Origin of the sequence: Segeticoccus rhizosphaerae (genome assembly GCF_005222685.1) — a bacterium.
Taxonomy (GTDB): Bacteria; Actinomycetota; Actinomycetes; order Actinomycetales; family Dermatophilaceae; genus Segeticoccus; species Segeticoccus rhizosphaerae.
The window spans coordinates 1-12,217 of record NZ_SWMA01000028.1 but is presented as its reverse complement, the minus strand read 5'-3'; the positions used below and the strand labels follow the sequence as shown (position 1 = coordinate 12,217).

Annotated in this window: 7 protein-coding genes, 1 other RNA gene and 1 pseudogene; 3 read left to right on the top strand and 6 right to left on the bottom strand. The window is 69.8% G+C overall.

What is annotated here, in order from left to right; all coding sequences use genetic code 11:
- Positions 1-34: 34 nt before the first annotated feature.
- The 4 genes from FCN22_RS16155 to FCN22_RS16140 form a co-directional block, all read right to left on the bottom strand.
- Positions 35-3,421, bottom strand: coding sequence for a pyruvate carboxylase (locus tag FCN22_RS16155; RefSeq protein WP_137122593.1), 3,387 nt, complete (start codon positions 3,419-3,421; stop codon positions 35-37).
- Positions 3,422-3,768: 347 nt separating this feature from the next.
- A complete protein-coding gene (locus tag FCN22_RS16150; RefSeq protein WP_137122592.1) occupies positions 3,769-5,319 on the bottom strand; it encodes an MFS transporter in 1,551 nt (516 codons plus the stop codon).
- 154 nt (positions 5,320-5,473) lie between these two features.
- The gene (locus tag FCN22_RS16145) at positions 5,474-6,073 is read right to left on the bottom strand and encodes a TetR/AcrR family transcriptional regulator (RefSeq protein WP_137122591.1); all 600 of its coding nucleotides are present in this window, start codon (positions 6,071-6,073) and stop codon (positions 5,474-5,476) included.
- 146 nt (positions 6,074-6,219) lie between these two features.
- Positions 6,220-7,800, bottom strand: coding sequence for an MDR family MFS transporter (locus FCN22_RS16140; RefSeq protein ID WP_137122590.1), 1,581 nt, complete (start codon positions 7,798-7,800; stop codon positions 6,220-6,222).
- Between the two features lie 136 nt (positions 7,801-7,936).
- Between FCN22_RS16140 and FCN22_RS16135 the strand changes: the two genes are divergently transcribed.
- Positions 7,937-8,560, top strand: a complete 624-nt coding sequence (locus tag FCN22_RS16135; protein WP_162308235.1) for a TetR/AcrR family transcriptional regulator — start codon at positions 7,937-7,939, stop codon at positions 8,558-8,560.
- A gap of 54 nt (positions 8,561-8,614) precedes the next feature.
- Here the strand turns inward: FCN22_RS16135 and FCN22_RS16130 are convergent, their stop codons facing one another.
- On the bottom strand, positions 8,615-9,640 hold the full coding sequence (locus FCN22_RS16130) for an NADP-dependent oxidoreductase (protein ID WP_137122588.1): 1,026 nt from the start codon (positions 9,638-9,640) through the stop codon (positions 8,615-8,617).
- A 201-nt stretch (positions 9,641-9,841) separates the two neighbouring features.
- Here FCN22_RS16130 and ssrA point away from each other — a divergent pair.
- Positions 9,842-10,208: a transfer-messenger RNA gene (ssrA, locus tag FCN22_RS16125) on the top strand.
- A gap of 172 nt (positions 10,209-10,380) precedes the next feature.
- The gene (locus FCN22_RS21645; protein ID WP_162308234.1) at positions 10,381-11,559 is read left to right on the top strand and encodes a tyrosine-type recombinase/integrase; all 1,179 of its coding nucleotides are present in this window, start codon (positions 10,381-10,383) and stop codon (positions 11,557-11,559) included.
- Between the two features lie 521 nt (positions 11,560-12,080).
- Here the strand turns inward: FCN22_RS21645 and FCN22_RS22970 are convergent.
- Positions 12,081-12,217 (bottom strand): annotated as a pseudogene (locus tag FCN22_RS22970) (IS30 family transposase); the annotation flags it as partial.

Below are 12,217 nucleotides of genomic sequence, written 5' to 3'. Positions count from 1 at the left end.
GGTCGCCTTCAGCAGGCTCGTGGTGGGGCCGGGCTCAGCCGGTCGGCGTGACGACGAGCAGTAGGTCTCCGCCCTCCACCTGTTGCTGGCCGGTGATGGCGAGTCGCTGGATGGTGCCGGCGACGGGGGTGGTGATCGCGGCTTCCATCTTCATCGCCTCGATGGTGGCGACCGAGGCGCCGGCCTCGACCGTGTCGCCCTGGGCGACCGAGAGGGAGACGACGCCACCGAACGGGGCGGCGATCTGGCCGGGCGCGGTGGGGTCGGCTCGTTCGGTGGGCACCGCGTCGACGGCGATGGACTCGTCGCGCACCTGCACCGGTCGCAGCTGTCCGCCGACCGTGCACATGACGGTGCGCATTCCCCGCTGGTCGGGCTCGCTGATCGACTGCACCCCGACCAGCAGGCGCTTGCCCGGTTCGAGGTCGACCGCGTGCTCGGCTCCGACAGTCAGCCCGTGCAGGAAGTCGCGGGTGCTGACCACGGACAGGTCGGAGTACTGCTCGCGGGACTGGACGAACGCTGCGGCCGGGCCGGGGAAGAGCAGCCGGTTCAGGGTGGGGCGGGGGTCACGGGCCAGGGCGTCCCGGTCGTCGGGGCCGAGGTGGGCGATGACGGGTTTGGTGGTGCGGCCCTGGAGCGCCTTGGTGCGGAACGGCTCCGGCCAGCCTCCCGGGGGGTCGCCGAGGTCGCCGCGCAGGAAGCCGATGACCGAGTCGGGGATGTCGTACTTGGTCGGGTCGGCCTCGAAGTCGGAGGGGTCGGCGCCGGCGCCGACCAGGGCGAGGGCCAGGTCTCCGACCACCTTGGAGCTGGGGGTCACCTTGACGAGGTTGCCCAGGATGCGGTTGGCGGCGGCATACATGTCCTCGATGGCCTCGAAGCGGTCGCCGAGCCCGAGCGCGATCGCCTGCTGGCGCAGGTTGGACAGCTGGCCGCCGGGGATCTCGTGGGTGTAGACGCGGCCGGTGGGGGAGGCCAGGCCGGACTCGAACGGCCGGTAGAGCGCCCGCACGGCCTCCCAGTAGGGCTCGAGGTCGCAGACCGCCTGCAGGTCCAGGCCGGTGGCGCGGTCGGTGTTGTCGGTGGCGGCGACCAGCGCCGACATCGACGGCTGGCTGGTGGTGCCGGACATCGGTGCGCTGGCGACGTCGACCGCGTCCACGCCGGCTTCGAGCGCGGCCAGCAGGGTGGCGAGCTGGCCGCCGGGGGTGTCGTGGGTGTGCAGGTGGACCGGCAGGTCGAACCGGTCTCGCAGCGCGGTGACCAGGGTGTGGGCCGCGGGCGCGCGCAGCAGGCCGGCCATGTCCTTGATCGCCAGCACGTGTGCGCCGGCCTTGACGATGCGTTCGGCCAGCGCGAGGTAGTAGTCGAGGGTGTAGAGCTGTTCGGCGGGGCTGGCCAGGTCGCCGGTGTAGCACAGGGCGACCTCGGCCACCGCGGTGCCGGTCTCGCGCACCGCCGCGATGGCCGGCTGCATCTGGTCGATGTCGTTGAGGGCGTCGAAGATCCGGAAGATGTCGACGCCGGTGCGGGCCGCCTCGTGGACGAAGGCGTCGGTGACTTCCGTCGGGTAGGGCGTGTAGCCCACCGTGTTGCGCCCGCGCAGCAGCATCTGCAGCGGGACGTTCGGCATCGCCTCGCGCAGCGCCGCCAGGCGCTCCCACGGGTCCTCGGCCAGGAAGCGCAGCGCCACGTCGTAGGTCGCTCCTCCCCAGGCCTCGACACTGAGCAGCTGCGGGGTCATCCGGGCCACGTGGCCGGCGACGTGCACCAGGTCGCGGGTGCGCACCCGGGTGGCCAGCAGGGACTGGTGCGCGTCGCGGAACGTCGTCTCGGTGACCGCCAGCGCCGTCCGGGCGCGCAGCTGCCGGGCGAACTGCTCGGGTCCGACCCGCAGCAGCAGCTCACGCGAACCGGGCGGCGGTGGGGCGTCCAGGTCGGTCGCGGGCAGCTTGGTGACGGGCGCGACCGAGTCGGGCGCCGGGCCGTACGGCTGGTTGACGGTGACGTGCGCGAGGTAGGTCAGCAGGCGGGTGCCGCGGTCGGCGGGCACCCGCGCGTCCAGCAGGTGGGGGCGCTGCTCGATGAACGAGGTGGACAGCCGGCCGGCGAGGAAGTCGGGCTCGTCCAGGAGGGACTGCAGGAAGGGGATGTTGGTCGAGACGCCGCGAATCCTGAACTCGGCCAGGGCTCGTCGCGCGCGTCGCACCGCGGTGGCGAAGTCGCGGCCGCGGCAGGTCAGCTTGACCAGCATCGAGTCGAAGTGCGCGCCGATCTCGGCGCCGACGAAAACGGTGCCGCCGTCGAGGCGCACGCCGGCGCCGCCGGCCGAACGGTAGACGCTGATGTGTCCGGTGTCGGGGCGGAACCCGTTGGCCGGGTCCTCGGTCGTGATCCGGCACTGCAGCGCCGCGCCCCGCAGCCGGATCCGGTCCTGCGTCAGGCCCAGGTCGGCCAGCGACGAACCGGACGCGATCTGCATCTGCGCGCTGACCAGGTCGACATCGGTGACCTCCTCGGTGACCGTGTGCTCCACCTGGATCCGCGGGTTCATCTCGATGAAAACGTAGCGGCCGTCCGGCGACAGGAGGAACTCGACGGTGCCGGCGTTGACGTAGCCGATCTGACCGGCGAAGGCCAGCGCGTCCGCACACATCTGCTCGCGCAACGCCGGATCGAGACCCGGCGCCGGCGCGATCTCGACCACCTTCTGGTGGCGGCGCTGCACCGAGCAGTCCCGCTCGAACAGGTGGACCGCGTGGCCGTCGCCGTCCGCCAGCACCTGCACCTCGATGTGCCGGGGCTCGACCACCGCCTCCTCCAGGAAGACCGTGGCGTCACCGAACGCCGACTCGGCCTCACGCATCGCCGCCTCCAGCGACTCCCGCAACGCCTCGGCGCGCTCGACCCGGCGCATCCCGCGCCCGCCACCGCCCGCAACAGCCTTCACGAAAAGCGGGTAGCCCAAACCGTCCGCCGCCTCGACCAGCCCGTCGATGTCATCGCTCGGAGCCACGCTGCGCAGCGTGGGCAGCCTCGCCCGCCTCGCGGCCTCGATGGCATGCGCCTTGTTGCCGGTCAGGTGCAACACCTCCGCCGGCGGACCGACGAACGCGATACCCGCGGCGGCACACGCCTCGGCCAGGTCCGGGTTCTCCGACAGGAAGCCGTAACCCGGGTAGACCGCGTCCGCGCCCGACTCCACAGCCACCCGCACGATCTCGGACGGGTCCAGGTAGGCGCGCACCGGACGACCCGGTTCACCGATCTCATACGCCTCGTCCGCCTTGAGCCGGTGCTCGCTGTTGCGGTCCTCATACGGAAAAACCGCCACCGTCTGCGCGCCCAGCTCCGTCGCGGCACGGAACGCACGGACAGCAATCTCACCACGGTTGGCAACCAAGACCTTGCGAAACACGAGCAGCCTCCGGTGTTCGGGGTCGTATGCCGCGAGCGTAGCGAGCCGGGCAAGTTCCCCAAGCCGTCCAACCACCATGCGAAACGCCGGTGCAGGACGCGGTTCGCGACGAGTGGCACACCCCGCGACGAGTGGCACACCCCGCGACGAGCGGCACACCCCGCGGCGAACGGCACACGTAGAGCTGTGCTGTTCGTCGGCAACTGTGCCGCTCGTCCCCAGGGGGCCTTCAGTCGACGCTCCCGGGAGCGACTGCTCACATCGTCCGTCGACACCACGCGGTGCCGCCGAGACGGCGGTGCCGGGCCGGTTCCCCCGAGGGACCGGCCCGGCACCAGCGAGGACGGTCAGCCGACGGGCGCGGGCTCCAGCTCCTCGCGGGCGGCGAGGGTCTGGTGCCGCACGGTCAGGCCGACGAAGATCAGCAGCGCTGCGAAGAGGATCATCCCGGCAGCGACCATGAAGCCCTGGGTCGAGGCGTAGGTCTGCGCCTGCAGCGCGATCTGGTGTTGCGCCGCGGCCAGCTGGTTGCTGGTCGGCGTGCCGCCGGCCGGCACGTGGGCCTGCGCGGCGGTGGCCAGCTCGGCGGCCTTGTCCTTGAAGGCGCTCGTGAAGACGGTGGTCAGCGCGGCGAGTCCGATCGCGCCGCCGATCTGCTGCATCGTGTTGAGCGCCGCCGAGGCTGCCCCGGAGTCTTCGTCCTTCACGCCGGCCACCGCGGTCAGGGTCATCGGCACGAAGGTGAGGCCGAGACCGAAGGAGAGCACCACGACCCACGGCAGCAGCCCGGTGACGTAGCTGCTGCCCGTCGTCAGGTGGGTGAAGCCCCACATGCCGACGGTTGCGAGCAGGGCTCCGGGTCCCGAGATCCACCGCGGGTCGACTCGGCTGGCCAGGCTCGACGCCAACGCGGCGGCGGCCACCATGCCGAAGCTGAACGGCAGGAAGGCGAAACCGGACTTCAGCGGCGAGTAGCCCAGGACCTGCTGGATGAACAGGCCGAGGAAGTAGAACATCGCGAAGAGGCCCGCGCCCACAAACAGCATCGCCAGCAGGCTCACGCCACGGGTGCGGTCGGTGAGGATGCGGATCGGCAGCAGCGCGTGCGGGTTCGAACGCTCCAGGAACACGAAGACCGTCAACAGGATGGCACCGGCGAGCAACGAACCGATGGTGACGGGGTCGCTCCACCCGGCGGGGGTGGCGGCGTGGGTGAGCCCGTAGACGATGCCGACCAGGCCGGCGGTGCCGGTGAGGGCGCCGCGCAGGTCGAATCTTCCTTCGTGGCGGTCGGACTCGGCCAGGTAGCGCGGTGCGAGGAAGGCCACGAAAAGGCCCACCGGTACGTTGACGAAGAAGGTGAGCCGCCAGTCGAGCTCGGTCAGTGCCCCGCCCAGGATGAGGCCGACGGCAGCGCCGGCTCCGGACATCGCGGCATACACGCCCATCGCGCGGTTGCGTTCCTTGCCCGCGGGGAAGGTGGTGGTGATCAGGGCGAGGGCGGCGGGCGACGCGATCGCGGCTCCGGCGCCCTGCACGACGCGGGAGGCCAGCAGCATCGTCTCGTTGACGGCGAGCCCGCCCACCAGCGAGGCGCCGGCGAACAGCAGCACGCCGACGACGAACATCCGCCGTCGGCCGAGGATGTCGCCGAGCCTGCCCCCGAGAAGCAGCAGGCTGCCCAGGGCGAGGGCGTAGGCGTTGACCACCCACGACAGGCCGCTCTGGCTGAACCCGAGCGCGGACTGGATGTGGGGGAGGGCGATGTTCACGATGGTGCCGTCGAGCACGATCATGAGCTGGGCGCCACCGATGACGGCGAGCGCGATGCCGAGACCACGCGGTTTGGCCGCGGGAGCCTCGGGGAGGTCCGCCGGAAGGGCGGTGACGGTGGACATGGGCGTGGCCAAGCCTTTCTGGTTCAAGGGGATTCAGAGTGCGCCGCGTGAGGAGCGCACCGGGTTCAGGGCGTGCGGTATGGCGGTCGGTCCGGCTGTGGGTGCACGGCGCCGGGGCCGCGGGCGGGTGGGGGAGAGGTGGGCGGCAGCGAGCTCAGTCGTCGCGCCGGGTGGCCCGACAGGCGGGCAGGACGATGGCGTCGACCAGGGAGGCGATGTCCTCCGGGGTCAGGTACTTCTTGAAGACGAACTCCTCGTGCGTGCACAAGGCGGGCAGCACCTTGGCCAGCTGCTCCAGGTCCGCGCCGGGGCCGACCTCGCCCCGGTCGCGAGCCCGTTCGAAGACCTCGAGAGCTTGCGCCATCTTCGGTCCGATGAACTGTTCGTGGAACGCCTTGAACAGCTCCGGGTCGCGATGCAGCGCCGGGATGATCGCGCCGATCAACGCTGAAAGGTCCTCGCTCAGACCGCCCGGGACACAGGCGAGTTCGAGCAGGTCGCCGCGCAGGGTCCCGGTGTCGGGCACCTCCGCGGCCTCGCTGCACCTGGTGGCCACGAGGGCGTCGATCACCATCTCGGACTTGGTGGGCCAGCGGCGATACAGCGTTGCCTTGCTGGCCCGGACCGCGCCGGCCACGGCATCGAACGTGAGCTTGTCGTATCCGGACTCGATCAGCTCGGCGAGCACCGCACGATGGATCTCGGCCTCGCGCTCGCCCTCGACGCGGGGCCGCGTGCGGGTGGTGGTCGTCATGGTGAGGTCCTTCGCCGGTGTCTTTCCCTGCTCGTCCGTCCGAGGCCGGACGCTGTCCGTGGATGGAACGAAACTGTTTCGTTTCATCCACAGTACGCCCAACGTATGGCGCCGTCCACTTGATTCCCGGGTGGCCGAAAAAACACTCACGGGGTCACCGAGTCCACGCTGGTGCGCATGGGGACCTCGCGGACCAGCAGGGCCGCCACCAGACCCAGTGCCGCGGCCGCCGCGCCGACCCAGAAGACGCCCTGGATCCCGTGCGTCACGGCAAGTTGCAGTGCGTCCTGGACCTGGGTCGGGAGCTGGGGCACGACGGAGGGCGGCAACTGTGCACCGCCGGATGCGAGGTGTTGCCCCTCTGCGCCGAGCGACGCCTCGAGGCTGTCCCGGAGGCGCGCGGTGTAGAGCGATCCCATGATGGCGGTGCCGATCGACATACCCATCGTCTGCAGGAACTTGTTGGCGCCCATCGCCGCTCCCATGACGCGCAGCCCGACGCTGTTCTGCGCGATCAGCTGGCTGGGCTGCATGAGCGAGCCGAGGCCGAGGCCGAGGACGGCCATCATCGCGCCGGTCGCCAAGGTGCCCGTGTCGACGTGGAGTTGGGTGAACAGCGCCATCCCGAGTGTCAGGCCGCTCGCTCCCACGAGGGCGAAGGCGCGAGACCGGCCGGTGCGGGTCATCAGCTGCCCGACCGAGAACGAGGCGACCATCAGGCCCAGCATCATCGGCAGCAGGAGCACGCCGCTGCTCGTGGCGGACTCGCCCTGCACCAGCTGTTGGAACTGCGGCAGGTAGGCCGCGGCGCCCAGCATGGCCATCCCGCCGAGGAAGGTCAGCGCCCCGGAGAGAGTGAAGTTGCGGCTGCGGAAGATCTCCAGCGGCAGGATCGGCTCGTCGGTGCGCCCCTCGTGCCAGACGAAGGTGAGCAGGCCCAGCACCGTGACGGCACCGAGGCCGATCAGCTGCCAGGAACCCCAGCCGTATCGCGTGCCGGCCCAGGTGGCGAAGAGCACCGCCGAGCTGGCCCAGACCGCGAGGAGGCCCGCGCCGGTCCAGTCGATCACCGGCCGTCCCCTCTCGGGTCGAGCAGGCAGGTGCAGCGTCGCGACCACGACAGCCATGGCGAGGAGGCCGATCGGCAGGTTGATGTAGAAGATCCAGTGCCAGGAGGCGTGGTCGGTGATCCAACCGCCGACGAGCGGACCGCCGATCATGGCGATCGGCATCACCGCGCTCACGGCGCCGGTGTAGCGCCCGCGCTCCCGGGGTGAGACCAGCTCGGCGATGACGGCGATCACGCCGACCATGAGACCGCCCGCGCCCACGCCCTGCAGGGCCCGGAACCCGATCAGCTCGAGCATCGACTGCGAGAGCCCGGTGAGGGCGGAGCCGGTGAGGAACAGCCCGATGGAGACGAGCAGCGCGGGCTTGCGGCCGAACAGGTCGCCCAGCTTGCCCCACATGAGGCTGGTCACGGCCATCGCGAGGGTGTAGCTGGTCAGGACCCAGGACAGGTGGTCGAGCCCGCCGAGGTCGCCGACGATCGTGGGCAGGGCAGGGCCGACCACCGTGTTGTCGAGCATCGCGAGCAGGATGCACAGCAGCAGTCCGCTCATGATGATCCAGATCTCGCGGCTGCTGCGCGCGGGTGGAAGAGCGGTCGTGGGGCGCACCCTGGTGTCGACCGGTGTGCCGCCCTGACGGGTGGTGTCTGTGCTCATGCTCGTACTCCTCGAACGGTGCTTACTAGCCGACCGGCAAGTTTCTTACTTGACGAACGGTAAGTCGACCCCTAGCCGGTCGTCAAGTAGAATTCCTCAGCAGATACTCAGGACCGATGTCGAGGAGGGACGGTCGATGGCAGCAGCAGGTCAGTCACCAGCCGAGTCGAGCGCGGGCGATGCGGGAGAGGTCGTGCAGCGAGGGACCCGGCAACGGATCCTCGAGGTCTCACTGCGGTTGTTCACCGACCAGGGCTACGACGGCACCTCGCTGCGCCAGATCGCCGAGGAGCTGGGGGTCACCAAGGCGGCGCTCTACTACCACTTCCGCACCAAGGAGGAGATCCTCCAGAGCCTGATGGCCACGCTCCAGGAGGAGCTGCGGGCGCTGGCCGACTGGGCCGACGAGCAGGAGCCGGGACCGTCCACGCGGGAGGAGCTGCTGCACCGGGCCGTCGCCCTGGCGCTCGGCCCGGTGAGTTCGGTGATGCAGATGGCCCAGCAGAACCAGGCCGCGTTGCGGGAGCTGGAGTCGGAGCGCGAGCACGAGGCGCCCCCGATCGAGCTGTTCCAGCGCATCATCGCGCCGCTCGTGCCGCCCGGTGCCGGCTACGAGGAGACGGTTCGGGCTCGGGCCGCACTGTTCAGCGTCGTCGCCGGCACCGTGCTCACCCGCGACCTCGGCGCCGACATCGACGTCGAGGAGCGCCGGGCCGTGGCGCTGCGCATCGCCCACGACGTGCTGGGCGCCGAGGACTGACGCGGCAGGGTCGTCGCAGTCCTTCGCACCCGCAGCCGCGCCGCTCGGCGCCGTTCAGAGCCGGACGAGCATCTTGCCGGTGTTCCCGCCGGCGAGCAGGTCGCGGAAGGCGTCCACCGCGTGCTCCAGGCCGTCGACGACCGTCTCCCGCCACACGATCCTGCCGTCAGCGAGCCACTGCCCGACCTCGGCCTGGAAGTGCGGTTGCAGGTCGTTGTGATCGCCGACCAGGAAGCCCCGCAACGTGATTCGCTTGCCCACGAGCATGAAGAGGTTGCGCGGGCCGGGCGGCGGCTCGGTGGCGTTGTAGCTCGAGATGGCCCCGCAGAGCGCAGCCCGACCGTGCGTTCGCAGGCTCGAGATCGCGGCCTCGAGGTGGTCACCGCCGACGTTGTCGAAGTAGACGTCGATGCCGTGCGGAGCTGCTTCGCGCAGGCCGTCCCGGATCGGCGAGGCCTTGTAGTCGATCGCCGCGTCGACGCCGAGCTCGTCGCGCAGCCAGCGCACCTTGTCCGGCCCACCGGCGCTGCCGATGATCCGGCTGGCGCCCTTGAGCCGCGCGATCTGCACCACGAGCGAGCCGACCGCGCCAGCCGCGCCAGAGACGAAGACGGCGTCTCCCTCGGTGAACTCGGCGACCCGCGTGAGCCCGACGTAGGCGGTCAGGCCCGGCATGCCGAGCACGCCGAGGTAGGACTGGGCAGGGGCCAGCTGCGTGTCGACCCGCCGGGTCTTCGCGGCGTCCAAGAGGGCATGGCTGCGCCAGCCGGACCCGTGCAGCACCGTGTCGCCGACCTCGAGCTCCTCGTCTGAGCCGTCCCGGGCCTCCCCCGAGACCCGTTCGACGACGCCGACCGCGCCACCGTCCATCGGCTCGTCCAGGGCGAACGGGGCGACATACGACTTCACGTCGTTCATCCGGCCCCTCATGTAGGGGTCGACCGACAGGAAGGTGTTGCGCACCAGGACCTGTCCCTCGCCCGGTGCAGGCAGGGTGCTCGTATCCAGCGAGAAGTCGTCGTCGGTCGGTATGCCGTGGGGTCGCCGGACCAGGTGCCAGGCCTGCGCTGTGGTCGTCATGCCCCCAGTGTGGCTGTCTGGACCACTCCACCGGCGCCAAGGTCCTTGTGCCACCGCGCGCCGCCAGGGCCGCGAAGGGCCGGCGTGGAATCTGTGGGCGGCGTGAAGCGTTGAGCAGGTAGGCTGGGAGACGCCGGCACGGCATACGCCCGAAGCTCCCGGTGATTGACAACTGCACAGCGTGACGTGTTGCACCCCCATGGGGGTGATCGGTTTCGACGTTGGTCGTCTAGTCAGGGGAAGCGGGTCGAGGATGCAAGGTCATCTCGTCAACGCTCCTTGCAAACCAATAGGTGCCAATTCCAAGCGCACCGACTTCGCCCTCGCCGCCTGAGCGAGCTCCGAAGTCCGTCAGCCTGAGTTTGCTATTGGCTCAGTTCCTGGCGTCAGCTAGATAGCTTGCTGCGTGGTCATGTCGTGGGGCCACGCGGGACTCTTACGCGACTGGGCCCGTCAGCGGACGTGTGCGCGCGAGCGCTGGGGCCGAGAAAATCCATAGCGCACTGCACCCGGAGAAGCCCTGGTTTCGCGTCAACGGACGCGGGTTCGATTCCCGCCACCTCCACCTCTGCATCACGTCGCACATCGAGTTGTCGCACGAAACCCCCAGTTTCCGCAGGTCATCGCGGGATCTGGGGGTTTCGTGTCAGGGGACACGAGTGGCCAGATATAGCCTTGTGTGGGCACCCGATTTGTCACAGGGTTGTCACAGGACACCGAGCTGTCGAGGAGTGGGTACCTTGCGCGCAAAAGAACCCAACCTGCCACGGGGCATTACCCTGCACCGGGGCCGCTACCGGGTCCGACTGCACCACGACGGCGCCACGCACGCACTGGGGGTCTATGACACGCTCACAGACGCACGTGCCGCCCTGGACATCGCCCGGGCCGACGCGGTCCGAGGCATCTTCGTGCCGCCTGCAGCGCGTCGGGCCGCCCGTAGGGCGCAGGAGCAGAAGGCCGAGGCAGAGTCGATCACGCTCAAGAAGTGGTCCGAGCTGTGGCTGGCGCAGCTGGAGGCCAATCCTGAGCGCTCCCGCGCGACGGTGCTGTCCTACAGGTCGGTTCTCAAGAACCACGTCTGGCCGGAGCTGGGCGACGTCCGGTTGGCGGAGCTGAGCACCCAGCGGGTGGCCGATCATCTGGGCCTCTTGGCAAGCCGCCCCAGCAAGCGGCACCCCCGAGCCAGGGTCAATGGTGTGACCCCGAACGTGGTGATCGTTCTCCGCTCCTGCATCAACGCCGCCGTCAAGGCGAAAGTCGGGGGCGTGGAGGCCTTCGAGTTCCCCTCCGCCCCCAAGCACCGTCGGGTTCGTCCCGAGGACGAGCGCGGAGACGTGGCTAGCCCCGAAGAGGTCAAAGCGATGACCGAGGCGATGCCAGAGCGCCTGCGCATCGCGCTGCCACTGGCCGCCTGGTGCGCCCTGAGGCTGGGTGAGGTCTTGGGATTGGAACGTCGGGACCTCGAGCACCTGGAGGACCCAGATAGGGCCGCCCTTCACGTCCGGCGCCAGTTCAACGTCAAGGCGAACACCATCACGCCGCCCAAGGCGGACAGCACCCGGACTATTGCCATCCCCGCCGCTCTGCTGCCTGCGCTGCGTCACCACCTGGACACCTACACCCCAGCTGCCCGAACGGCCCCGGTCCTTGTCGGCGCCACGGGACAGCGCATCTCCCAAACCACTTTGGACCGGCACTGGAGAGCGGCCCGAGAAGAGGCAGGAAGGGCCAGCTTCCGCTTCCACAACCTGCGGCACACCGGCCTCAGCAGGTATGCCGAGCAGGGCGCGACGCTGGCAGAACTTCTGCACCGCGGTGGGCACACCGACGTCACCGTCGCGCTCCGGTACCAGCACGCAACTGCCCAGCGGGACAGGGCGCTCACCGAGCGACTGAGCAAGGACATCGAGCTCTAGTTCCGTCGGAGGGTCGAACTCGACCATCGCCGTCTGTCCCCTTACCAGCATTGGGATTCGGAGGGGCGGCCCCGGATGCGAATGCTCCCGCGCGCATCGATGGCGTCGGCTCCAGGTCGTGTGCCGGGGTCTGTGGGGTCGGCGAGGGCCACTTCGAGGCGAGAATGAATCCCCACGTAGGGTGCGCAGCAACCTCACGTCCCACCTCTCCGTGAGTCGCGCCAATTGTGGGCGTAGCGCGGAATGGGGCGCTGCTACTCGACCGGTGGATCGTCGGCGCATTCGAAAATTCCGACGCGCGCACAGGGGCCGATCGTAGTCAGGCCAAGGCGTCGGAGCGGTAGAGCGTGCCGTTGCCTACCTTCGAGGTCGGTCGTGCAAGCGTGGGCCGACTGGTCGAGTCCCTTCACGTCCACCACCTCAAAACGGCCCCTGACCAGCGGAAACGCTGGTCAGGGGCCGTTATCATGGCCAGTGCGTGCGATCCACGTGCGATTATGACCCGGCTCTCGAGGGCGGATTCAAGCGGTGGGTGCAACACCGTGTGGATCTGACTGTTCCGACAGTAGTTGGTCGAGGGCTTCGGCGGGGGTGCGCCAGCCGAGGCGTTTGCGGGGCCGGTCGTTGAGCTCGGCGGCGACCATGTCCAGGTAGCCCG